At 58.5% G+C, this 23,801-nt stretch carries 23 protein-coding genes; 11 read left to right on the forward strand and 12 right to left on the reverse strand.

The genetic code is table 11. The features are described 5' to 3' along the window. Positions 1 to 1,302 (forward strand): FAD-binding oxidoreductase, encoded by a 1,302-nt coding sequence (locus tag GSF67_RS14290; RefSeq protein ID WP_006310035.1) that lies wholly within the window; start codon positions 1 to 3, stop codon positions 1,300 to 1,302. Positions 1,303 to 1,392: 90 nt separating this feature from the next. Here GSF67_RS14290 and GSF67_RS14295 read toward each other — a convergent pair whose 3' ends face one another. The 7 genes from GSF67_RS14295 to rirA all read right to left on the reverse strand — a co-directional run bounded on the left by GSF67_RS14295 (position 1,393) and on the right by rirA (position 7,658). Then, complete coding sequence (locus tag GSF67_RS14295; protein WP_035214535.1) at positions 1,393 to 1,881, reverse strand: gluconokinase; 489 nt, start codon at positions 1,879 to 1,881, stop codon at positions 1,393 to 1,395. 108 nt (positions 1,882 to 1,989) lie between these two features. Beyond that, positions 1,990 to 2,730 (reverse strand): ABC transporter permease, encoded by a 741-nt coding sequence (locus GSF67_RS14300; RefSeq protein ID WP_006310037.1) that lies wholly within the window; start codon positions 2,728 to 2,730, stop codon positions 1,990 to 1,992. Beyond that, a complete protein-coding gene (locus GSF67_RS14305) occupies positions 2,727 to 3,665 on the reverse strand; it encodes an ABC transporter ATP-binding protein (protein ID WP_006310041.1) in 939 nt (312 codons plus the stop codon). The genes GSF67_RS14300 and GSF67_RS14305 overlap by 4 nt, the downstream gene beginning before the upstream one ends. Continuing rightward, entirely contained in the window at positions 3,662 to 4,828 is a 1,167-nt protein-coding gene (locus GSF67_RS14310) for an ABC transporter permease (RefSeq protein ID WP_006310043.1), read from the reverse strand. Before GSF67_RS14310 ends, GSF67_RS14305 begins: the two co-directional genes overlap by 4 nt. Before the next feature lie 83 nt (positions 4,829 to 4,911). After that, on the reverse strand, positions 4,912 to 5,823 hold the full coding sequence (locus GSF67_RS14315; RefSeq protein WP_006310045.1) for an ABC transporter substrate-binding protein: 912 nt from the start codon (positions 5,821 to 5,823) through the stop codon (positions 4,912 to 4,914). Between the two features lie 150 nt (positions 5,824 to 5,973). Next, positions 5,974 to 7,020: an AbrB family transcriptional regulator gene (locus GSF67_RS14320; protein WP_006310046.1), complete on the reverse strand. Its 1,047-nt coding sequence runs from the start codon at positions 7,018 to 7,020 to the stop codon at positions 5,974 to 5,976. 167 nt (positions 7,021 to 7,187) lie between these two features. Then, entirely contained in the window at positions 7,188 to 7,658 is a 471-nt protein-coding gene (gene rirA, locus GSF67_RS14325; protein ID WP_006310047.1) for an iron-responsive transcriptional regulator RirA, read from the reverse strand. Between the two features lie 173 nt (positions 7,659 to 7,831). On the opposite strand from rirA, the gene GSF67_RS14330 reads away from it, so the two are divergent. Continuing rightward, positions 7,832 to 8,881, forward strand: a complete 1,050-nt coding sequence (locus GSF67_RS14330) for a Fe(3+) ABC transporter substrate-binding protein (protein WP_006310048.1) — start codon at positions 7,832 to 7,834, stop codon at positions 8,879 to 8,881. A 96-nt stretch (positions 8,882 to 8,977) separates the two neighbouring features. Here the strand turns inward: GSF67_RS14330 and GSF67_RS14335 are convergent, their stop codons facing one another. Beyond that, positions 8,978 to 10,474 carry a CoA-acylating methylmalonate-semialdehyde dehydrogenase gene (locus GSF67_RS14335; protein WP_006310049.1) on the reverse strand — a complete coding sequence of 499 codons (1,497 nt, stop codon included), beginning with the start codon at positions 10,472 to 10,474 and terminating at the stop codon, positions 8,978 to 8,980. 198 nt (positions 10,475 to 10,672) lie between these two features. Between GSF67_RS14335 and GSF67_RS14340 the strand changes: the two genes are divergently transcribed. The 8 genes from GSF67_RS14340 to pncB all read left to right on the forward strand — a co-directional run bounded on the left by GSF67_RS14340 (position 10,673) and on the right by pncB (position 17,812). Then, entirely contained in the window at positions 10,673 to 10,963 is a 291-nt protein-coding gene (locus GSF67_RS14340) for a putative quinol monooxygenase (protein ID WP_035214537.1), read from the forward strand. Further along, the gene (locus GSF67_RS14345) at positions 10,960 to 11,841 is read left to right on the forward strand and encodes a LysR family transcriptional regulator (protein ID WP_006310051.1); all 882 of its coding nucleotides are present in this window, start codon (positions 10,960 to 10,962) and stop codon (positions 11,839 to 11,841) included. The genes GSF67_RS14340 and GSF67_RS14345 overlap by 4 nt, the downstream gene beginning before the upstream one ends. A gap of 116 nt (positions 11,842 to 11,957) precedes the next feature. Then, on the forward strand, positions 11,958 to 12,884 hold the full coding sequence (locus GSF67_RS14350) for a DMT family transporter (protein ID WP_174019720.1): 927 nt from the start codon (positions 11,958 to 11,960) through the stop codon (positions 12,882 to 12,884). 291 nt (positions 12,885 to 13,175) lie between these two features. Beyond that, positions 13,176 to 14,282, forward strand: a complete 1,107-nt coding sequence (locus tag GSF67_RS14355; protein ID WP_006310054.1) for a DUF475 domain-containing protein — start codon at positions 13,176 to 13,178, stop codon at positions 14,280 to 14,282. Between the two features lie 364 nt (positions 14,283 to 14,646). After that, positions 14,647 to 14,991, forward strand: coding sequence for a helix-turn-helix domain-containing protein (locus GSF67_RS14360; protein ID WP_010970731.1), 345 nt, complete (start codon positions 14,647 to 14,649; stop codon positions 14,989 to 14,991). Positions 14,992 to 15,009: 18 nt separating this feature from the next. Continuing rightward, positions 15,010 to 15,861, forward strand: coding sequence for a C40 family peptidase (locus tag GSF67_RS14365; protein WP_006310056.1), 852 nt, complete (start codon positions 15,010 to 15,012; stop codon positions 15,859 to 15,861). Between the two features lie 95 nt (positions 15,862 to 15,956). Beyond that, a complete protein-coding gene (locus tag GSF67_RS14370) occupies positions 15,957 to 16,316 on the forward strand; it encodes a hypothetical protein (RefSeq protein ID WP_006310057.1) in 360 nt (119 codons plus the stop codon). Between the two features lie 191 nt (positions 16,317 to 16,507). Continuing rightward, positions 16,508 to 17,812, forward strand: a complete 1,305-nt coding sequence (gene pncB, locus GSF67_RS14375) for a nicotinate phosphoribosyltransferase (protein ID WP_006310058.1) — start codon at positions 16,508 to 16,510, stop codon at positions 17,810 to 17,812. 58 nt (positions 17,813 to 17,870) lie between these two features. On the opposite strand, the gene GSF67_RS14380 is transcribed toward pncB, so the two are convergent. Further along, positions 17,871 to 19,265, reverse strand: a complete 1,395-nt coding sequence (locus GSF67_RS14380) for a leucyl aminopeptidase (protein WP_006310059.1) — start codon at positions 19,263 to 19,265, stop codon at positions 17,871 to 17,873. 142 nt (positions 19,266 to 19,407) lie between these two features. Here GSF67_RS14380 and GSF67_RS14385 point away from each other — a divergent pair, with 142 nt between their 5' ends. Further along, entirely contained in the window at positions 19,408 to 20,232 is an 825-nt protein-coding gene (locus GSF67_RS14385) for a tetratricopeptide repeat protein (protein WP_006310060.1), read from the forward strand. Between the two features lie 63 nt (positions 20,233 to 20,295). Here the strand turns inward: GSF67_RS14385 and GSF67_RS14390 are convergent, their stop codons facing one another. The 3 genes from GSF67_RS14390 to GSF67_RS14400 are packed head-to-tail and all read right to left on the reverse strand — an operon-like array spanning position 20,296 to position 23,786. Further along, positions 20,296 to 21,282: a type II secretion system F family protein gene (locus tag GSF67_RS14390; protein WP_006310061.1), complete on the reverse strand. Its 987-nt coding sequence runs from the start codon at positions 21,280 to 21,282 to the stop codon at positions 20,296 to 20,298. A 9-nt stretch (positions 21,283 to 21,291) separates the two neighbouring features. Further along, positions 21,292 to 22,296: a type II secretion system F family protein gene (locus GSF67_RS14395; RefSeq protein ID WP_006310062.1), complete on the reverse strand. Its 1,005-nt coding sequence runs from the start codon at positions 22,294 to 22,296 to the stop codon at positions 21,292 to 21,294. Between the two features lie 14 nt (positions 22,297 to 22,310). Then, complete coding sequence (locus GSF67_RS14400; RefSeq protein ID WP_006310063.1) at positions 22,311 to 23,786, reverse strand: CpaF family protein; 1,476 nt, start codon at positions 23,784 to 23,786, stop codon at positions 22,311 to 22,313. Between the last annotated feature and the right edge of the window lie 15 nt (positions 23,787 to 23,801).

Below are 23,801 nucleotides of genomic sequence, written 5' to 3' on the forward strand. Positions count from 1 at the left end.
ATGGCTGAGGTAACGAACATTCCCAATCCCGGCCACACATCGTCGTGGTATGCGGCCTCCGCCAATGTCAAATCCGTGCGACCGACGCTTGAGGGCGCGCTGGAGGCCGATGTCTGCATCATCGGCGGCGGTTTCACCGGCATTTCAGCCGCGCTGGAACTCAGTGAACGCGGTTATGCCGTCATCGTTCTGGAAGGCGTTAGGGTCGGCTTCGGCGCTTCCGGCCGCAATGGCGGCCAGATCGTCAACGGCTATAGCCGTGATCTCGAAACCATCGCCCGACGTTACGGCCACGAAAAGGCGGTGAAGCTCGGAGAAATGTCGCTGGAGGGCGGGACGATCATCCGCAGCCGTGTCGCCAAATACGGCATCGACTGCGATCTGGTCGACGGCGGCTTCTTCGCCGCCTTTACGCCGAAGCAGATCCGCGAAATGGAAGCGCACAAAGCCCATTGGGAAAAACACGGCCATGGCGGTCTGGAAATGGTCTCCGAGGCGGATGTCGGCCAATATGTGAAGACGAACCGTTATGCCGGCGGCATGATCGACCGCTTCGGTGGTCACATCCACCCGCTTAATCTGGTGCAGGGCGAAGCGGCGGCGGCCGAAAGCCTGGGAGCCCGCATATTCGAGAATTCGCGCGTCATCGCGGTGGAGCAGGGCGCCAATCCCATCGTGCGCACGGCAATGGGCAGCGTGAAGGCGAAATACGTTCTCGTCTGCGGTAATGCCTATCTCGGCACTTTGCTGCCGGAAATCGGCGAGCGGATGATGCCGGTCTCAAGCCAGGTCATGGCGACTGAGCCGCTCGATGCCGACCTTATCGAGGCCCTTCTGCCCGCCAATTATTGCGTCGAGGATGCCAATTACATTCTTGATTATTACCGCCGCACCTCGGACAACCGCCTGCTTTATGGCGGCGGCATCGGTTATGGCGGCAGCGATCCGGCCGATCTGACCGGTGTGATCCGGCCGAACATGCTGAAGACCTTTCCGCAATTGGAAAAGACCAGGATCGAATTCGCCTGGAGTGGCAACTTCGCACTGACGCTCACGCGCATCCCGCATATGGGCAGGCTTTCGGATAATATTTATTTCTCGCACGGCGACAGCGGCCATGGTGTGACGACCACCCATCTGCTCGGCAAGATATTGGGCGAGGCCGTTGCCGGCCACGCCGAACGTTTCGATATCTGGAGTTCCCTGCCGAACTACCCGTTCCCCGGCGGCAAGACGTTCCGCGTGCCGCTGACCATGCTTGGTGCATGGTGGTACGGTTTGAGGGACAAGCTCGGCCTCTAGAGCATTTCCAGTAAAACTGCGTAGCGGTTTACGTCCGGATAATGCGATAAAACAAAGAGATAGAGCGCGTCCGCCGTGACTGGACGTGCTCTAGAACGTTACCGTCTTCAGGCCGGCAAGTGCGTTTGCGGTGATCTCTTCGGGGGTGGTGTCGATGTTGACGGTTACGACCCCTGGTTCGCCAGTCGGCACTTCCAGCGTGGCAAGCTGGGTTTGAAGCAGCGACAGCGGCATGAAATGGCCCTTGCGTTCACCCATGCGCTTGCTGAGAAGCTCCAGGCTGCCATCGAGGTAAACGAAGGCGAGTGGGCCACCGGTCGCCTTACGAAGACGGTCGCGATAGATTTTCTTGAGGGCGGAGCAGGAAACCACGATACCCTTGCCTTTGCTGCCCTTGCGCAGTTCCGTACCGATCAGATCGAGCCATGGCCAGCGGTCGTCGTCAGTCAGCGGAATGCCCTCGGACATCTTGTCGACATTGGATTTGGGATGCAGCTTGTCGCCCTCTATAAAGGCAACGCCCAGTTTCTCAGCCACCGCTTCCGCGACCGTGGACTTGCCAGAGCCGCTCACTCCCATCACGACGATTGCCTGTGTCACCCGAACCTCTGATGTTTCTATTTCGACGGTCAGCCCCTACCATGCGCGGCGGATGGCGGGAACCTTAAATTTGGACGGCTCCGCATGTCAGTGCCCGGTTTTGCGGGCTGCGGATTTTTCCAGTGCGGAAAAGCCAGCGTGGATCAGGATCGCCAGTGCAGCAACGATTAAACCGCCTTGGAGAATGAAGGCGAGATTGTTGGATTGCAGGCCGGCGATGATCACTTCGCCAAGCGTGCGGGCGGCAACCGTGGATCCAATGGTCGCGGTGGAAAGGCTGATGACCGCCGACAGCCTGACGCCGGCGAGAATGGCCGGAAGGGCAAGCGGCAGCTCCACTTTGGTGAGCCGTTGCCAGCCGGTCATACCGCTGCCTCTGGCGGCATCCATCACCGTAGCGGGCAGGGTTGTCAGCCCGGTCAGCGTATTTTCGAACACCGGCAGAAGTGCATAGAGAAACAGGGCGATGAGCGTGGGTTTCTCGCCAAAGCCGATCATCGGCACGGCCAGCGCCAACACCGCCACCGGCGGAAAGGTCTGGCCGATATTGACGATGCTGCGCGACAGCGGCAGGAAATCCGCCCCGAAAGGCCGGGTGACGAGAACCGCAAGCGCCCCTGCCGTGAGCGTGGCGAGGCCGGTCGCGATCGCAACGATGGTCAGATGCGACAGCGTCAGGGAAAAGAGATTGGCCTGCGTGTAGATGGCCGGCGCATTGGCCTGCACGAGAGGGCGGAAGATCGGTGCGAAGATTTGCGGCGCGGCAAGAAAAATGATCAGCGCCAGCACCAGAAGCCCGAGAGAGAGAAAAGAGAAGGCGTTTTTCATGGGGCGCCAGTGGCACGCTGAAGGAGAACATCACGCCGCACCCGGCCGATGGGTTGCCCATCGTCCTTTATGACAGGCAAGACATCGCGACCCGCCCATAACATGGCCGACAGGGCATCGCGCTGGCTGGTGCCTTCGGTGAGCGGCGCACCTTCTGCACTTCCCGGCTCCACGATGTCGGCGACGGTCAGAACCGAAAGCAGTTTCAACGCGCGTTCGTTTTCGCCAATCATGGTGCGGACGAAATCCGTCGCCGGTTTCAGCACCAGCTCGGCCGGCGGGCAATCCTGCACGATGCGGCCCTTGTCCATCACGGCAATGCGATCCGCCAGATGGAAAGCCTCGTCCATGTCGTGCGTGACGAGGACGATGGTAACACCGAGTTTCTTCTGGATATCGAGAAGGTCGTTCTGGGCCTTGGCGCGGGTCACCGGGTCCAGCGCGCCGAAGGGTTCGTCCATCAGGAGAATGTTTGGTTCCGCGGCCAGTGCACGGGCCACGCCGACACGCTGCTGCTGGCCGCCGGAAAGCTCATGCGGAAAACGATCCGCATAAAGCGCGGGATCAAGCTGGAACAGATGCATGAGCGCATCGATCTTGGCCTTGATGCGCTGGTGATCCCAACCGATCAGCTGCGGCACGGTCGCGATATTTTCCGCCACGGTTCGATGCGGAAACAGCCCATGCCCCTGGATGGCGTAGCCGATCTGGCGGCGCAGTTTGAAACCAGGAATGGCGCTGATGTCTTCGCCGTCGATGCGGATCGTGCCGGAGGTCGGTTCCACAAGCCGGTTGATCATGCGCAGCAGGGTGGTTTTCCCCGATCCTGATGTGCCGACGATGACGGTGACGGTACGCGGCGCGACGGTCAGCGAGACCTGGTCCACAACGGTCGTATCGCCATATCGTTTCGTGATGGTGTCGATTTCGATCATGGCTTCTGCCTTCCGCCTGCGCTGAAGAGATTGCTGTCTATGAGGGCGTCGAGTGTGATCGCGGCGGCAAAGCCGAGGAGAACGGTCGGCACGGTGCCGAGCAGCACGAGGTCCATGGCCGTCTGCCCGATGCCCTGAAACACGAAAACGCCAAAACCACCGCCGCCGATCAGGGCGGCGATTGTCGCGAGCCCGATATTCTGCACCAGCACGATGCGGATGCCGGTGAGGATGACCGGCATGGCGAGCGGAAATTCCACCCGCAGTAAACGCTGGACCGGTGTCATGCCAAGCCCACGCGCCGCTTCCCGGATCGCGTGGGAAACGCCGGCAAGACCGACCACCGTGTTGGAAACGACCGGCAGCAGCGAATAGAGAAACAGCGCCACGAAAGCCGGCGCCATGCCGATGCCGGCAATGCCGATCCTCGCCGCGCCCGGAACGGTGGCCGCAATCCATCCGAGCGGCGCGATCAGAAGCCCGAACAACGCGATGGAGGGAATGGTCTGGACGATGTTGAGACTGTTCAGGACGCCTGCCCGCAGCCGCTCGACCTTGTAACAGAGGATGCCCAGCGGAATGCCCGCGACGGTCGCGGCGATCAGCGACCCGATGGCGAGCTCCACATGCCGCACCGCCTCGGTCCAGAATATGTCGGCTCGGCCGGTATATTCCATGATGATGGAGAGATCGTTCCAGAGGCCGCTTGCCAATATCGCGGAAAGCGCCGCTATCGCCAGGAGCAACAGCAAGATCCGGATGGCGGGTTTGGGCTCCAGACGCGCGATACAATCCGTGGCGAGCAAAGCGAGCCCGACAAAGAGGAACCAGAAACCGCTGGACGGCGAAACCCGGGCAAAACTATTCCCTTCCGGCGTGAGAAAGGAGGCCGCCTGTCCGACGAAAACTGCGAGCGCCGCGAGACCGGCCAGCGCCGCTGCGAGTTTCAACCACGCGGGAAAGCGGAAAAAGGCGAAGAAGGCCGCAAGAAGAATGATGGCCGCAAGGAGCGTCGCGGCCGCCAATGGAAGGGCCTCAAAGATCGTTCGTGTTTCCCCCTGAACGATCCTATTGGCGCGAAACGTCATGAATGGCGATGCAAAAAATGCATAAAGAAGCAGGCACGAAATCAGCACGCCCACCTTGTCAGGCCATTTCGTCAAATCCTGCTCCCCTGTACCCTGGGTTGGGATCGGATGATGAGAGCGCTTCCGTTCTCATGATCCTCTTCCCGCGCCATGAGCCCCTACTTGGCGAAACCGTTCTTTGTCAGGAAGTCCATCGCCACCGTCTTCGCCTGCTCGCCCCCCACCTGCACGCGGGCATTCAGATCCTGCAGGGTTGCGAGATCAAGCTTTTCGAACACGGGCTTCAGCAGCTCCTCGATATTGGGGTGCTTTTTCAGAACCTCTTCGCGAATGATCGGCGCGGGCTGATAGACCGGCTGCACATGCTTGTCGTCTTCCAGAACCACAAGGCCGGAAGGGGCAATGCCGCCATCCGTGCCATAGACCATGGCGGCATTGGCATTGTTCGTCTGGTTCGCGGCGGCGGCGATCGTCGCCGCGGTGTCACCACCGGAAAGCGTGATCAGCTGATCCGGCTTCATGGTGAAACCATAGGTCGTCTGAAAGGCGGGCAGGGCAGCGGCGGAATTGACGAATTCGGAGGAAGCGGCGAGAACCACCGTGCCACCACCGGCGACATATTTGCCAAAGTCGGAAAGCGTCTTCAGATTGTTCTTGTCGGCGACATCCTTGCGCAGCGCGATCGCCCAGGTGTTGTTGGCAGGCGACGGCGCAAGCCAGACAATCTTGTTGGCGTCATAGTCGAGCGTTTTTGCCTCTTCATAGCCTTTGGCGGCATCCTTCCAGAGCGGGTCATCCGCCTTGGAGAAAAAGAAGGCGGCATTGCCGGTATATTCCGGATAGATGTCGATCTCGCCCGCGGCGATTGCTTTTCTGACGACAGGGGTAGCGCCGAGCTGGATGCGATCCGTCGTCTCGATCTTGTTCTGGTTGAGAACGGCGAGAATGATGTTGCCGAGAACGCCGCCCTCGGTGTCGATCTTCGATGACACCACCACCTGCGCCTGAGCGATGGAAACAGAAAAGGCAAGCGCAAGTCCGGCGCCCGTCAACGTCATCAAGCGGTTCATGAATAGTCCTCCGGTGGGTCAGCCTGCCGAACAGGCGAAAAATCGCCGCCGCAATTGCGGTGAAGTATCAACGGCTAGAAGAAAAAAAGGTTGCACGCCATCCGCATTTTAGCGTCGATGGCTCCTGTCGGCACGGATGGCCAGTGTTCGTCAGGTGTCGCCGTCCCGTTTGCGCGCATCTTTGCCCATGACGAGGGGCATCAGCACGGACAAGAAGAGAAGCCGGATGACGTGATGCGAACCGACATAGGCGGTATCGGCATGCATCATCACCGCCATGGCCGCCATGGTTTCGAGACCGCCCGGCGCATAGGCGATCATGACGGCATTGAGCGGAACACCTGTCACGCGTGAAATCAGCCAGGCAATGGTGCCTGCAATCACCATCACGGCAATGGTGACCACGAAGCCGGCCAGAAAGCCCTTGCGCACTTCCATCAGCGAGACATTCGAAAAGCGCGTGCCGATGAGGCAGCCAATCAACACATAGACCGGCAGGCTGAGCCAGCTGGGCACGCCACCTTCGGTGAGGCCGGTAATATGTGTGCCTATGGAGATTGCAACGCCACCAAGCAGCAGGGCGGCGGGAAATTTCCAGCGCAGGAAAAGCCATCCGGTCAGAAGCGAGGCGGCGATGGTGAGCGCCAGCGTAAAAAAGCCCATTGGCGGGTTTGTGATCAAGGGTTCCGTGCTGACCAGATCGAAATATTCGACGATCAGCGGCACGGAAAGCGTTAGCGCCAGCACGCGCACGCTCTGCACAATGCTGACGGTCGCAAGGTCGCTTTTCGTCTCGGCGCCGAGGCTGATGATGTAGCTGAGATGGCCGGGGGAAGCGCCGAGCATCGCCGTTGTCCGGTCGTAACCGAAACCGTAATGCAGGATCCAGTAAGCGACGTAGAGCATGATCACGACGGCGACGAGCACGACGACGAAGCTCAATGGCCATGTCTTTGCGGCATCGATGACCGAGGGCGTGACACTCGTTCCCATGGAAATGCCGACGACGACGAAACAGGCGTTGCGGATGAAGGCGGGAATTCCGAGCTTGACACCCGCCAGTCCGGTGATGGTTACCGCGAGCGCCGGTCCCGAAAGAAAGGGGGCGGGAATATGCAGCAGGCTGGCAAGCAGTGCGCCCATGCTGCCGACAAGGGCGGTAAGCGCAAATGTATGGAATTCAGGCTTGATGATCATTGCGACGCTGGTTGGTTGCTTGAAAAGCTCGCGACCAAATGCGCCGCTTCCTTCCGCGACGTCAACACGCGGGACTAAAAATATTATATCTCCTGCACATTCGATAAAAGAAAAGCCCGTGACCTGTGGCCACGGGCTTGGCAATTGCCGGATAGATTATGGAACGATCAGGCTGCCGGAAGTGCGGCAATCTTCGGCATTTCCGTATCGATCCCGAGCAGGAAGTTGATTTGCGGGCGCGCCTTGACGAGATCATCGATCGAATATTCCGCCAGTACATCGAAGAAGGCATTCAGCGCCTTGCGCAGCGCCGAGTTCAGGCCGCAGCTGTCCACGAGCGGACATTCCACGGCGCCGTCCTCAAAGCACTCAGCCATGGCGAAGCTGTCTTCGGTTACACGAACGACATCAAACAGGCTGATTTTTTCGGCAGGTTTGCCAAGGCGCACGCCGCCATTGCGGCCACGCACGGTTTCCACGAGGCCCGCCTTGTTGAGCGGCTGCAGGATCTTGAAAAGGAACAGCTCAGATACGCCGTAAGCCCTGGCGATCTCCGGAATGCGGCTCAACTTGCCTTCATTCGCAGCGCAATACATCAACATGCGAACGGCATAGTTGGTCTGTTTGGTCAAACGCATGCTGGTCTCCTAACTCTCAATGTGGAGTTATATAGTCTCTTTTTCAGTTTAGAACAATTCCAGAAACTGAAAAAACTGGCATCCATCCGATATTTCTCGAACAGCCTTGTTGACCGCCCTCATGATTCATGAACAAACAAGTCAAGAATCGGAATGTAATGGAGGCATTCATAATGGCAAGCTTGAAATCACGCTTTTCCGCTGCCGTTTTTTCAGGGCTGACGATCCTTTCCCTCGCGCCCGCCGCTCTGGCAGAGGGGGAGGTTAACGTCTATTCCTATCGCCAACCTGAACTGATCCAGCCGCTGCTCGATGCCTTCACCAAGGAAACCGGGATCGATACGAACGTCCTGTTTCTCGACAAGGGGCTGGTGGAACGCATCCAGGCAGAGGGCGTCAACTCACCTGCGGATGTGCTGCTGACGGTCGATATCGCCCGTCTCGTCGAGGCGAAAGAGGGCAAGGTCACGCAGCCGGTTCTGGCTGATCCTGTCATCGAAAAGGATATTCCCGCCAATCTGCGTGATCCCGAGGGCGAATGGTTTGGCCTCACGACGCGTGGCCGGGTTGTCTATGCTTCGAAGGAGCGGGTAACCCAGAAGGATATTACCTATGAAGAGCTTGCCGACCCGAAATGGAAGGGCAAGATCTGCATCCGCGATGGCCAGCACTCCTACAATATTGCGCTGATTGCCTCGATAATAGCCCATCACGGCGTCGATTATACACGCACATGGCTGACGGGCCTGAAGAATAATCTCGCCCGCAAGCCTGATGGAACTGACCGCAGCCAGGCGAAATCGATCTTTTCCGGCGAATGCGATATTGCCCTCGGCAATACCTATTATGTCGGTCTGATGCTGACCAATGATCGCGAACCTGACGAACAGGAGTGGGCGCGTTCGGTGCGGGTGATCTTCCCCAATGCGGGTGACCGCGGCACGCATGTGAATATTTCCGGCATGGCCCTGACAAAATATGCGCCCAACAGGGACAATGCGCTGAAGCTGATGGAATTTCTGGCCTCGCGGGAGGCACAGGAAATCTACGCCAAGCAGGTCTTCGAATATCCGGTACTGCCGGGTGCGGAGCCGTCCGATGTCGTTAAAGGGTTCGGCCCCATCAATCCTGACAAGCTGCCGCTGACGGACATTGCCGCTCATCGCAAACAGGCTTCAGAGCTGGTGGACGAAGTGGGTTTCAACGACGGCCCGACCAACTGACCGTCACGCGTACTTCTAATCGCTCTTCCGAGCGCTAGAAAAAAGCCCCGCTGCAACAACAGCGGGGCTTTTTATCCTGTCCACCGGCTTTCCGGCTTATTTCATCGTCGGCATGACGAATTCGGCACCGGACTTGATGCCGGACGGCCAGCGCGAGGTGATCGTTTTGGTTTTCGTCCAGAACTTGATCGAATCCGTGCCGTGCTGGTTGAGATCGCCGAAGCTTGAAGCCTTCCAGCCGCCGAAGGAGTGGTAGGCGAGCGGAACCGGGATCGGAACGTTGATGCCGATCATGCCGATATTGATGCGGCTTGCGAAGTCGCGGGCAGCGTCGCCGTCACGGGTGTAGATCGCGACGCCATTGCCATATTCATGCTTCATCGGCAGTTCGAGCGCATCTTCGTAGTTCTTGGCGCGGACGACGGACAGAACCGGCCCGAAAATTTCCGTCTTGTAGATGTCCATGTCAGGGGTGACGTGGTCGAACAGGCAGCCGCCGACGAAATAGCCGTCCTCATAACCCTGAAGTTTGAAATCACGGCCGTCGACCAGCAGCTTCGCACCCTGCTCGACACCGCTGTCGATCAGGCCCCTGACGCGCGTCTGGGCTTCCTTGGTGACGAGCGGGCCCATATCGGCCTTGTCGTCTGTGTAGGGGCCGATTCTGAGGCTTTCGATCTGCGGAATGAGCTTTTCGACAAGACGATTGGCCGTATCTTCACCGACCGGAACCGCAACGGAAACGGCCATGCAGCGCTCGCCGGCCGAACCGTAACCAGCGCCCATCAATGCGTTCACGGCCTGATCGAGATCGGCATCCGGCATGATGATCATGTGGTTCTTCGCGCCGCCGAAGCATTGCGCGCGCTTGCCGTTCATGGCGGCGGTGCCGTAAACATAGCGGGCGATCGGCGTCGAGCCGACGAAGGAGACCGCGCCGATATCCGGGTCGGTAAGGATAGCGTCGACAGCACCCTTGTCGCCGTTGACGACGTTGAGTATGCCAGCCGGAAGGCCGGCTTCGATCATCAGTTCGGCAAGCCGGATTGGCAGCGACGGATCGCGCTCGGAAGGCTTGAGGATGAAGGCATTGCCACAGGCGATCGCGGGCGCGAACATCCACATCGGGATCATGCCGGGGAAGTTGAACGGGGTGATACCCGCGCCGATGCCGACCGGCTGGCGGATCGAATACATGTCGATGGCAGGGCCGGCGCCTTCGGTGAACTCACCCTTCTGCAGATGCGGAATGCCGCAGACGAATTCGCAGACTTCGAGGCCGCGGATGATATCACCCTTGGAATCCTCGACGGTCTTGCCGTGCTCGCTGGAGAGAAGAACCGCAAGCTCGTTGAGGTCGCGGTTCAGAAGTTCGACGAACTTGAAGAAAACGCGGGCGCGGCGCTGCGGGTTGGTGGCGGCCCACTTCGGCTGTGCCGCCTTGGCGCTTTCCACGGCGGCGCGCAGCTCGGCGTCGCTTGCAAGCGCGACAGTTGCCTGCACTTCGCCGGTTGCCGGGTTATAGACATTCGATGTGCGGCCGCTGGCGCCCGGCACATGCTTGCCATTAATGAAATGACCGATTTCCTTCATGGGTAATCCTCCGCGATTTTTTGATGGGTGCAGCATTGCACTTGAATTTGTACAAAGCAATGAACTCGGATAAGAAACCGTTGTGCGTAAATTAAAGTACGATAAGTGTTTTGAGGCGTTTCCTGATGTCCGATAGCGGCGAGTTCGCCGACCAAAAAAAAAGTCAAAAAATTGGCGAGCGATGAACCCGTCGTGAGGATGGCTGAAATAGAGATCGATCCGACCCATCTGGAAGCCTATCGCAGATTGCTTGCAGAGGAAATCGAGGCTTCGGTCCGTCTCGAAAATGGCGTGCTTGCGTTAAACGCCGTGGCGATCAAAGGCAGCCCGGAAAAGCTTCGCATCCTCGAAGTTTATGCGAACCAGGCGGCATACGAGGCTCATCTGCAGACGCCGCACTTCCTGAAATACAAGGAGGGTGTGGTGGGAATGGTGACATCACTTACTTTGATCGAGGTTGAACCCGTAATGATGCGCAGCAAGACATGAATTGGGATGACGTCCGCATATTCCTTGCCGTTGCCCGTTCCGGGCAGATACTCGCCGCATCAAAACGGCTTGGACTCAACCATGCGACGCTTTCGCGGCGATTGACGCTGCTGGAGCAGGCGCTGAAGACCCAGTTGTTTATCCGTCGGACGAATGGCTGCGAAATGACCGAGGAGGGTCAGCGGTTTTTGGGTGCCGCCGAGCGCATGGAAACCGAAATGCTGAATGCCCAGGCAAATCTCGGACGGGTCGATACGGCGGTGGCGGGAACGGTGCGCATCGGCGCGCCAGATGGCCTCGGCGTCTCCTTCCTCGCGCCACGGCTCGGCCGGCTGACGGCCCGTTACCCCGACCTGAAAATCCAGCTCGTGCCGGTGCCGCGGTCCTTCTCTTTGTCGCAGCGCGAGGCCGATATCGCCATCACCATCGAGCGGCCGGAGCAGGGCAGGTTGATGTTTTCGAAACTGACAGATTATTCGCTGGGCCTCTATGCCTCTACGGATTATCTGGCCAACCACGGAACGCCTGATGATGTCGAGGCGCTGAAGCGTCACCGGCGGATCGGATATGTGGAGGATTTGATCTTTTCACCCTCGCTCAATTATACTGGCGAGATCATGCGTGACTGGGACGCGGCCTTTGAAATCTCCAGCGCCACCGGCCAGACGGAGGCGGTGCGGTCGGGGGCGGGGATCGGCATCCTGCACAATTACATCGCCGGGCAATATCCCGAACTTATGAGGATTATGCCACATCTCGGTATCAGCCGCTCCTACTGGACGGCCTATCACGAATCCGCCCGCCAGCTGGTCCGTGTCCGCACGGTCGTCGATTTTCTCCAGGAACTGGTCGCGGAAGAGCGGCGAATCTTCATCTGACATCCGCCTGTTGATCTATTAGTACTATTAATTGCTGATGGCAGGTCGTTCCGGGCTTGACAAAGGGCTGCTGGCTGGACGACCAATGCAGCCATTGGGAGAAATCGGAATCTAACATGTCGACTATGATAAGAAAGCTTTCGCCGACTGGCCTCGGCGTGGCCGTCATGCTGCTTGGAATGCTGCTTTTTGCATTGAACGACGCCATGGGCAAATGGCTGGTATCAACCTATAGCCAGGGTCAGGTCATCCTGATCAGAAGTGCGGCAGCACTTGTCATTCTCGTTCCGATCGTCTGGAGAGCCGGCCTTTCCGGCCTCGTGAATGTCGAGCGGCCCGGCCTGCAGGTCGCGCGTGTGTTCTTCTCGACGGCCGAACTTTTCTGTTTCTATTTCGCAGTGGCGAGCCTGCCGCTGGCGGATGTCATGACCTACTGGCTGGCGGCTCCCATTTATGTGGCCGCTCTGGCGCCGTTTCTGCTCGGAGAAAAGGTCGGTTGGCGCCGCTGGACGGCCATCGCCATCGGTTTTGTCGGCGTTCTCATCGCGCTCAAACCCAGCTCGGCAAGCCTCACCTCCGCAGCACTCTTTTCCATTCTCGGCAGCGCTGCCTTTGCCTTCATGATGTTGTCAGGCCGCCAGCTGCGCAACACGCCGGATACGGTGCTTGCCTTCTGGCAGATCATCGGCGCAGGGCTTGCGGGCATCGTTGCGGTATTCATGACCCCATCTGGCTGGCTACCTGTCCAGTCCAGCTTCGACCTGGCGTTTCTGAGCCTGCTCGGCGTGGTCGCCATGGCGGCGCATGTGTTGGTCAACCGGGCCTTGAAGCTTGCCGACGCCGCCACCGTCGCGCCGCTGCAATATACCCTGCTGCTCTGGGCGGTGATCTTCGGCTGGCTGTTCTTCAACGACGTGCCGCAGACCAGCATCGTTGTCGGTGCTGGCCTGATTGTTCTTTCCGGCCTTTATATTTTCTTCCGCGAAAATACACTCAAGCGACGCCGCGACGCGGCCGACAGACTGGCTGCGGAGCAGGTTTGATCTTTCTAGTTCGTCTTGGTCACAATCACGGGACTTGACGAAGGCGTGATCTTCAGGAAGTAAGAGAGGGCCCTGCGATAATTTGTCTCGTATGGGCAGAGGAAACAAAGGTGCCGGGCCCCTCTGGCGAGAGTTTTACGGCGCTCTCGTGATGTCGGTACCGCCTGCAAAATTGGCCGGCGGATTAAAAACTATGAAAAACCTGAATGTGCTTCGCGCGCGTGCTTTTTGCGTGCGGCCTGACGCCCTGCGTCGGTCCGTGAACCTGCTCGTCATCGCAGGAGACCGGAAATGAGCGCCGCGCAGAAAACCACGCTTTCCTACTTCAAATGGGCATTTATCGTCACCGTCGTCGGCCTGATCCTCGGCGGTTACCTCGGCTGGGAAATGACCGGCACGATCAGCGGTACAGCGACGATCTTCTTCATCTGCGCGGTACTTGCCGTGCTGGAAATCTCGCTGTCCTTCGACAATGCCATCGTTAATGCCAACAAGCTCAAGGACATGACACCGGTCTGGCAACATCGCTTCCTGACCTGGGGTATTCTCATTGCCGTTTTCGGCATGCGTATTGTCTTCCCGTTGCTCATCGTCGTCGTTGCCGCCAATGTCGGCCCCTGGACGGCGCTTGTGATGGCGGCCACGCAGCCGGAGCGTTATGCGGAAATCATGCGTGACGCCCATCTGCCGATTGCGGCGTTCGGCGGCACCTTCCTGATGATGGTGGGTCTCAATTTCTTCTTCGACCATGAGAAGGACGTCCACTGGGTGCGCTGGATCGAGGAAAAGGCTGCCACCTATTCTTCCGTCAAGGGCATCGAGATTGCCTTCGTTCTTATCGTCATGCTGGTGTTTTCCCGTATCATCGGTGCCAGCGACAACCCGGAACTCGGTCCGGTCGCTGCCAACACCTTCTTCCATTCGGCGATCTGGGGTCTTTTGACCTTCCTGCTGGTGGAAGTTGTCGGCGGTATTCTCGATCGCAGCCAGGAAATGCTGGAAGGCGCGGCCAAAGGCGGTTTCGGTGCGTTTCTTTATCTCGAAGTGCTGGATGCCAGCTTCTCCTTCGATGGCGTGATCGGTGCTTTTGCGCTGACGCAGAACCTCTTTATCATCGCCATCGGCCTCGGCATCGGCGCCATGTATGTGCGCTCGATGACGATCATGCTGGTGGAGAAGGGAACGCTGGCCGAATACCGCTATCTGGAGCATGGCGCTTTTTACGCGATCCTGATCCTGTCGGTCATCATGTATGTGCAGACCATGTTCCATATACCGGAGGTCATCACCGGTCTTGGTGGTGCGACCCTGATCGGCATTTCGCTCTGGTCGTCGATCCGGCATAACCGGCAACAAAGTGCCGATGCCGCAGATGCGGCGCGCGGTGCGGAAATCTGATCCACAACGATCCCCGCCTTCCGCCGTTGTGGCGGAAGGCAGTTTTTAAGCATCATATCTCCTATTGCCTGTTTTTGTCGCTATTTTCTCCTTGAGGGAAATTTGCCCATAAAAGCGGATGTTTGTTCCAAGTTATTGTTTTACCTGAATTTTGTGCGTTGCAATAAAACTGGCACGCTTCCTGCATCTCATCTGGCAAGTCCAGAGGGGACGTAAAAGCCCGGAACACCGGTCTATAACGCCGCCGCGCCGCGCGATCTTTAAAGGTCTGCGCCGCGCGGCGGTTTTGTTTGTGCGGTTGGTTCTTGAGTTTTCCATTGCGTTGGATGAAAACAGTGGAACAACGACGGGAAGGGTCACCTGCTTGCCTGCACAATTGTCACCCACGGAGGCCTTGGGCCTCTGGCACCGTGTATCCACGGCGCAGGTCATTGACGATCAGCCGGATTTGACCTTGCGTCAGACGGCCATCCTGCTGCAGATTTATCTCGTGCCGCCGCCGCATACCGTTCGGGGTCTCGCCGCCATGCTGGGGGTCACCAAACCGGTCATCACCCGCGCACTCGACAGTCTAGGCGCGCTGGGATTGGTCGACCGGGTTCGGGATGAGCGGGACAGGCGCAATGTCGTGATAAAACGCACCGTGGCCGGTGCGCTTTATCTGGAAAAATTCGGCGATCTGATTATTGATCAGGCGCGCAAGATCTAACCTCTGGATGTGAAACCCATGATGCTCGACCGCCGCCTGAATGTCTTCCGCCCCGATCTCGCCGATGCGAAACTGCAGGGTGTGGTAGAGGCCGAACGTTTCGTCAGCGGTTCGCCCGCACAGGTCACCACACCGGTCATCGGCCTGCGGCCGACGCCCGATCTCGCCACCGGTATAGACACCGAGCTTCTCTGCGGTGAAACGGTGCGCGTTTTCGACAGGGCAAATGGCTGGGCCTGGGTGCAGGCGGATGTGGATGGCTATGCCGGTTATGTGCCGGAAACGGCGATCGGCAATGTTGTCGCCGCCACGCATCAGATCATCGCACCGCGCACATTCCTTTATCCTTCGGCCGAGTTGCGCAAACCGCCGGTCGCGGCGCTATCCATGGGCAGCCTGATCCGTATCGTCGGTGAGGCGGAGACCCGCGGCACCCGCTACCTGATGACCGAAAAAGGCGAGGGCATCATTGCCGCCCATTGCCGGGCCTTGGATGCGGCACTTGAAGAAGACTATGTGGCGGTGGCTCTGCGTTTTATCGAGACACCCTACCTCTGGGGCGGGCGCTCCGGCTTCGGTATCGATTGTTCCGGCCTCGTGCAGCTTTCCATGGCGATGACCGGCCGCCGGGTTCTGCGCGACACGGATATGCAGGTGAAGTCGCTGGGCGTGGAAATCGAGCGTGATGAGTTGCGTCGCGGCGATTTCGTCTTCTGGAAGGGCCATGTCGGCCTCATGGAAAACGAGGAAACGTTGCTGCATGCCAATGGCCACACGATGAATGTCGCCCGCGAAAATCTCGATGCGGCCATCGAGCGCATCGGCTGGCTTTATAAAAAGCCGACGGCTTTCCGCCGCCTGGAAGGCTGAGACGGCGGCTTTCACGACATTGTGCCCGCCCGGCCCTTTGTGCGAGAGCCCCCGACGGCCTACATCGGTTGGATGATGGTACGGGATTGGCACGGATGAAGACACGAACGGCGACACGACTGGCAGCGATCCTCACGGCGGCCTTGCTGAACACATCGGCCGAGGCGCAGACCGTTTTCCAGAATGGTTTTGCCACTGCGCCGGATGCTTATGCAAACCTGCCCGGCGTCAAGGACCCGCGAACGCTGCAGCCCAAGGTCCGTTATAACTGCCATAGCGAACTCGGCGTGACGGGATACTCCCGAGGTCCCTACCGGGATGTTTTCGGCAGCCGTGGGCTTCCTGTTCAGGGGTATCGCTGCACCGATGAAAACGGCATTTCCAGTTTCGGTGGTAAAAATCCCATCTCCAAGGACTGGTATCCCGGTATCAACCCTGTCGATCCGACCTTCTGAAGCGGTTTTGCCCAGCTGCGTTTGCGGAAAATCGTCCATCAGGAATGAGAGGAACCATTTGCCGCTGCCGGCGCTCTGGACTTGTCGTCGCTTTTTCAGATAAATCTTCTGCGTGACAGGTTGATACCTGCCGGGGTGCGGAGTGACATCGGCTATTTTTTGACCTTTGGCCGATATTGGGGAATGCAAGTATGACGAAGACCGATATAGCCACCCGTGTCCACAATCATACTTGGAAGCTAGACCCGATCGTCCGCAGCCTGATTGATACAGATTTCTACAAGCTGTTGATGTTGCAGATGATCTGGAAACTCTATCCGGAAGTCGACGCGACGTTTTCCCTGATCAACCGCACCAAGACTGTGCGGCTGGCGGAAGAGATCGACGAGATGGAACTGCGCGAGCAGCTCGATCATGCGCGCACCCTGCGTCTCTCCAAAAAGGAAAATATCTGGCTTGCGGGTAATACGTTTTACGGCCGCTCGCAGATTTTCGAGCCGGAATTTCTCTCCTGGCTTTCCAGCTATCAATTGCCGGAATACGAGCTTTTCAAGCGCGACGGGCAATATGAGCTGAATTTCCATGGCCGCTGGATGGACACGACACTCTGGGAAATCCCGGCGCTGTCTATCATCAACGAGCTGCGCTCGCGCAGCGCCATGCGTTCGCTCGGTTATTTCACGCTGGACGTGCTTTATGCCCGCGCCAAGGCCAAGATGTGGGAAAAGGTCGAGCGGTTGCGTGAACTGCCGGGGCTGCGCATTTCCGATTTCGGCACCCGCCGCCGCCATAGCTTCCTGTGGCAGCGCTGGTGCGTCGAGGCGCTGAAGGAAGGCATCGGCCCTGCCTTTACCGGCACGAGCAATGTCCTGCTCGCCATGGATTCCGACCTCGAAGCCGTCGGCACCAACGCGCATGAGTTACCGATGGTGGTTGCCGCACTGGCGCAGACGAACGAGGAACTGGCCGCCGCCCCCTATCAGGTTCTAAAGGACTGGAACCGGCTTTATGGCGGCAACCTGCTGATCGTGCTGCCGGACGCCTTTGGCACGGCGGCGTTTCTGCGCAATGCGCCGGAATGGGTGGCTGACTGGACGGGCTTTCGCCCCGACAGCGCGCCGCCCATTGAAGGCGGTGAAAAGATTATCGAGTGGTGGCGGAAGATGGGCCGCGACCCGCGTAAGAAGATGCTGATCTTTTCCGATGGTCTCGATGTCGATGCCATCGTCGATACCTACAGGCATTTTGAAGGCCGCGTCCGCATGAGCTTCGGCTGGGGCACCAACCTCACCAATGATTTTGCCGGCTGCGCGCCGAAGACCATTGCCAGCCTTAAGCCGATTTCCATCGTCTGCAAGGTGAGCGACGCCAATGGCCGCCCGGCGGTGAAGCTCTCGGACAATCCGCAAAAAGCCACTGGCGATCCGGCCGAAGTGGAACGGTATCTGAAGTTCTTCGGCGAGGAAGACCACAAGGAACAGAAGGTACTGGTTTAAGGCAACCGGGCGCTCCCGTTAAGGAAGCGCCCTTCAAATCTGATCTCGATTCAGCAGACTATTTCGCGAATTGATGTGCGATGTAATGAAAGAGCGCGCGGATACCCTGTGCTTCCCCACCAATCGACGAATGGTGACGCTCACTCAGCGACCAGCCGTAGATGTCGAAATGCGCCCAGCGCTTGGTATTGGTGACAAAGCGCTTCAGGAACAGGGCAGCGGTGATCGATCCGCCCATGCCGCCAGAAGGCGCATTGGTGATATCGGCTGCGCGCGAGCGGATATCCTTGTCGTAGCCCATGTAAAGCGGCATGCGCCACAGCGGGTCATCCGTATCGATGCTGGCTTCCGCGATATCATGCGCCAGATCCGCGTCATCGGTGTAGAAGGGCGGAAGATCGGGGCCCAACGCCACACGCGCGGCACCCGTCAGCGTCGCCATATCGATCATCAAGTCCGGCGCATCCTCATCGGCATAAGCGAGCGCATCCGCCAGAACGAGACGACCCTCCGCATCGGTATTGTCGATCTGTACCGTCAGCCCCTTGCGGCTTTTATAGATATCGCCAGGACGGAAGGCATTGGCGGAAATGGAGTTCTCGACCGCCGGCACGAGAACGCGCAGATCGACCGGCAGCTTTGCATCCATGATCATCAGCGCAAGGCCGAGAACATTGGCGGCGCCACCCATATCCTTCTTCATCAAGGCCATCGAGGCCGCAGGCTTGATGTCGAGACCGCCGGTGTCGAAGCAGACGCCCTTGCCCACCAGTGTCAGTCGCGGATTGCCTTTTTTGCCCCAGTTCATCTCCAGAAGGCGCGGTGCGCTCTCACTGGCGCGGCCAACGGCATGGATGAGCGGGAAGTTTTCTTTAAGCAGATCATCGCCGGTCGTAACGTTCACCTTGGCCTTGTAGTGGGCGGCAAGCGCTCGGAAGGCAATCTCGAGCTCGTCCGGTCCCATGTCATTGGCCGGAACATTGATGAGGTCGCGCGCAAGGAACACGCCTGCCAGAACGCGCTTGATCTCGCCATCTTCAGCGTCCTGCGGAATGAGAAGCTTTGCCCCGCTGGTCTTGGTGGTCTTGTATTTGTCGAAGCGGTAGCTGCCAAGGCCGAAACCGAGCGCGAGGCGATTGGCCGTCAGGGGCGCGGTTTCGATGTGCCACTCGCCCTCCGGCAGCTCACGGGCGAGTTTCCCGGTGATGAAGGGAACTTCGGAAGGATTGCCACCAAGGCCGAGCAGCACACCGCCCAGCGATCCATCGGAGGAGGGAACGAGCAGGACGGCGCCGGCTTCCGCCTTGAACCCCGCCTTTTTCGCCCAGTCCAGAGCGACCGGGTCTATGGCACCCTGTTCGATATGGGCTGGCGTGACGGCAAAAACCGGCAATGTGCTGCCGGCCTTCGAGCTGAAAGGGGTGGGGCGTTCGATGAACTGATAGGGCGCCATGGTATGCTTCCGTAAATGTCGAGAATCGGTGCGATTAACGCTCTGTTAGGGTTAACAGATTATTGCTTAAGCGAAAGTTGCGTCATGTGAGTCTGTCGTGTGTCGGGCGCAAGATCGATCATTCTCGGGCGGGGGCGCTGCCATGACTGCATTTTCTTTGGGTGAGACACGCCGGACAGGGTTGTTGCGGGGTGCATGTCTTGCAGCGCTGGTTTTGGCTGTTTCCGGATGCGCGAGCACCAACAAGCCGGATCGCATGTCCACCGGCTCCATTCCCGCCGCCACGCGTTCTTATGACCACCTGAACATGGAGCAGCTTCGGCAGGCGGAAGAGACCGCCGGCAAAGCCTATGAACGTAACCCCAAGGACAGGTCCGTCGGCATGAATTATGCCAGCGTGCTGATGATGACCGGCAAGAATACGCAGGCTCTCGCCGTCATGCAGCAGATCGCCATCGCCAACCCGGCCGACCGTGAAGTGCTTGCAGCCTATGGCAAGTCGCAGGCGGCTGCCGGCCAGCTGGAGCAGGCGCTTTCGACCATCCAGCGCGCGCAGACGCCTGATCGTCCCGACTGGCGGCTCTACTCCGCCGAGGGTGCGGTGCTCGACCAGCTTGGACGGTCGAACGAGGCGCGTTCCAGATATCGTCAGGCGCTTGACCTCAAGCCGAACGATCCGAGCGTCCTGTCCAATCTCGGCATGTCCTATGTCCTGTCGAGCGATCCACGCACCGCTGAAACCTATCTGCAATCGGCCATTTCCCAGCCGGGCGCCGACAGCCGCGTCCGCCAGAACCTTGCACTCGTGGTCGGACTCCAGGGCCGCTTTGCTGAAGCCGAACGCATCGCGGTTCAGGAGCTCTCTGCTCAACAGGCGCAGGCTAACCTGACGTATCTGCGTGCGATGCTTTCGCAGCAGAACTCCTGGCAGCAGCTGGCGAAGAAAGACGGCAAGCCGGCTGGTTGATGGGTTTTCTGAAACATTTGTAGTGCGGCCCGGCAGATAAATGATTGCTGCTGTGCGTAAACGTCAGAACGTATCGGCAACGCGAATGCCAGCTGGCCCGAGAATGACCGCGATTAGGACCGGCAGGAAAAATATGATCATCGGCACGGTCAGTTTCGGCGGCAAAGCGGCAGCCTTTTTCTCGGCCTCATTCATGCGCTCGTCGCGGCCTTCCTGCGCAAGAACACGCAGCGCCTGAGCGAGCGGGGTTCCATACCGTTCTGCCTGGATAAGAGCCTGCACCACACTTTTGACGCCGTCCAGCTGGGTACGCATACCGAAATTCTCAAGAGCCGTGCGCCTGTCCTGGAGGAAAGACAGTTCGGCCGTCGTCAGGATCATCTCCTCCGCCAGTTCAGGCGATTGCTCACCCATTTCCTCCGCCACACGACGCATTGCCGATTCCATTGACACGCCAGATTCGATGCAGATCAGCATCAGGTCGAGCGCATCCGGCCATGCCCGCTTGATAGAGGCCTGCCGCTTGGTCATGCGGTTAGAAACATAGATATTGGGGGCGTAAAAACCGATATAGCCGAAAACAAGCACGGCCATCAGCCGAACGACAAAAGCCTTGTCAGCCAGGTTTCCGAGCACGAAAACCCAAGTGAATGCCACCGCCAGGAAAATGAACGGCAAGACGAACCGGGCGGCAAGAAATGTATTGAGCGCATTCTGTGAACGGAAGCCGGCGGCGCGCAGCTTGTTCATCGTGTTCTGGTCGGCAAGCGCTTCCCGAAGATTGAATTTCTCGACAATGCGCCGCGCAGATTTATTATTGTTGCCGCGAAGGGATGTTCTGCCGTCGCGGGTCACAGTCGCCAGGCGCTCGCGTTCACGGCTACGAATGAGTTCCCGTTCTGACGAAACGGCTTTCATGCGCTTGGCGAGGTCTTTCCGCTCTAGGAAAGGCATGATCAGCGTATAGAGGGTCGCGAAAACCGCGAGCGTCACGAGAATGGCTATGATCGTCTGCGGATCCGTCAGGCGGGAAAAAAGATCTCCTGTCATCGTCGCCTCTCAAATATCGAAGTTGATCATTTGACGCATGATGAAAATCCCGATGAGCATCCATATTGCGGATGCACCCAGAATGAGGTGTCCGCGCGTATCCGTGAAAAGTATCGAGAGGTAGTCCGGTGACGTGAAATGCACCAGCAGCATCACAATGAAAGGCAGTGCGCCAATGATGACGGCGGACGCTTTCGCCTCCATCGACAGGGCATTCACCTTGGCGCGCATCTTTCTACGATCTCGCAACACCCTGGACAGGTTGGACAATGCCTCCGAAAGGTTGCCGCCTGCCTGTGCCTGGATGTTGATGACGATGCTGAAGAAGCTGACTTCGAAAAGCGGCATGGTCAGCATCATGCGCTCGATCCCCTGGGGAATGCCGATGCCGACCTGCTGCGCATCGACAACCCGCTGGAACTCCGTTTTTACCGGTTCCTGGCCGTCTGAGGCGATCAGTCGTACCGCATCGTTCAGCGGCAAACCTGATTTGATCGAGCGGCACATGACATCAAGCGCATTGGGAAACTCCTCAAGAAATTTTTTCTGCCGGCGCTTGAGGAGAAATACCAATACCCAGCGCGGCAGTCCCAAAGCCGCGACGACGGCTATCGGGAGGGCGGTCAATAAGGACAGACCATAGATAAGTGAGATGAAAGCGGCACAAGCCGCCGCGCCGACGCTTAGAAGGTGGAATTGCCGAACGGAAATTGTGAGCCCTGCCTGCACGAGTTTATCGCGCAGGCTGACATTCTTTGCTTTTTTTGCCTTCTCATTCTGTTTCTTTTCCATATCCCGCAGGCTGTCCTGCATGGATTTGCGGCGCTTGCTGAGTTCCTGGACCCGGTCGCGCGCTGCCTTGATATTGGTATGATCCGTCTCTGCGGCCTGCACGCGCTTGAAGCGGCTGGTGGTCTTTTTCTCGACCTCTATCTGCTGGAAAAGAAAGGCATAGGCGAGCGCGCCCGCCGAGATGGCGACGAGTACGGCCAGTAACACTATTGTCGGGTCCATGGCGGTCGCTTTCCTTAGGATGACTTTTCCATCTCATCGAGCGCGGCCGCCAGACGTTTATCTTCGCCGTAGTAACGTGCACGATCCCAGAAATGCGGCTTGCTGATACCGGTCGATACATGCCTGCCGATCAGCCTGCCCTGCGCATCTTCGCCTTCGATCTCGTATCGCATCAGATCCTGGGTGACGATGACATCGCCTTCCATGCCGATCACTTCGGTGATCTGCGTTATCCGCCGCGACCCGTCGCGTAGGCGGGCCGCCTGAATGACGACATCGATCGAGCCTGAGATGATTTCGCGCACGGTCTTGGCCGGCAGCGTGAATCCGCCCATGGCGATCATCGATTCGATACGGCTGAGGCATTCACGCGGCGTATTGGCGTGCAGTGTTCCCATCGAACCGTCATGGCCGGTGTTCATGGCCTGAAGCAGGTCAAAAACCTCCGGTCCGCGCACTTCGCCGACGACGATACGCTCAGGCCGCATACGAAGGCAGTTCTTGACGAGATCGCGCATGGTGATTTCGCCTTCGCCCTCGATATTCGGCGGACGCGTTTCAAGCCTCACCACGTGCGGCTGCTGAAGCTGCAATTCGGCGGTGTCTTCACAGGTGATGACGCGTTCATCCTTGTCGATGAAGCTCGTCAGGCAATTGAGCAGCGTGGTTTTGCCCGAGCCGGTGCCTCCAGAGATGACGACATTGCAACGGACGCGACCGATGATCTTGAGCAATGTCGCGCCTTCGGGCGTGATCGCTCCGAAACGCACGAGCTGGTCGAGCGTCAGCTTGTCCCTCTTGAATTTTCGGATCGTCAGTGCGGGTCCGTCGATGGCGAGCGGCGGTGCAATGACGTTGACACGCGATCCGTCCGGAAGGCGGGCGTCGCATATCGGGCTCGATTCATCCACGCGTCGGCCTACCTGGCTGACGATGCGCTGGCAGATGGAGAGCAACTGCGCATTGTCGCGAAAGCGAATATCGGATTCGATAGTCTTGCCGCCGACTTCGATAAAGGTCTGACCGGAGCCATTGACCATGATATCGGCAATGTCGTCACGCGCGAGAAGCGGCTCCAGCGGCCCGTAGCCCAAGACGTCGTTGCAGATGTCCTCGAGCAGTTCTTCCTGCTCGGCAATCGACATGGCGAAATTTTTGATCGTGATGATATCGTTGACGATATCGCGAATTTCCTCGCGCGCGCTTTCCGCGTCGAGCTTGGCGAGCTGCGAAAGGTCGATGGTATCGATGAGGGCGGAAAATACCTGGCTTTTGGTATTGTAATAGTCTTCCGTGCGGGCGCGTTTTTTTTGTGAGAGTGGTGCGCCCGTCGTCACCTGGCGGGTGACGGGCGATTGGCCGGGCTCGAGCGTATCAGTGGCAGGAGAGCGAAGCTCAGACGCTGTCGCCACCTGTATGGATACCGCAGGTGCAACAGGTTCCAGCTTCGTGCTTCTGGCTGGGCCGTCAGGCCCGCGTTTTCCGAACATCGGCTTTTCCGTCTA

It is taken from the genome of Agrobacterium sp. CGMCC 11546 (genome assembly GCF_013365515.1).
Classification (GTDB): Bacteria; Pseudomonadota; Alphaproteobacteria; order Rhizobiales; family Rhizobiaceae; genus Agrobacterium; species Agrobacterium fabrum.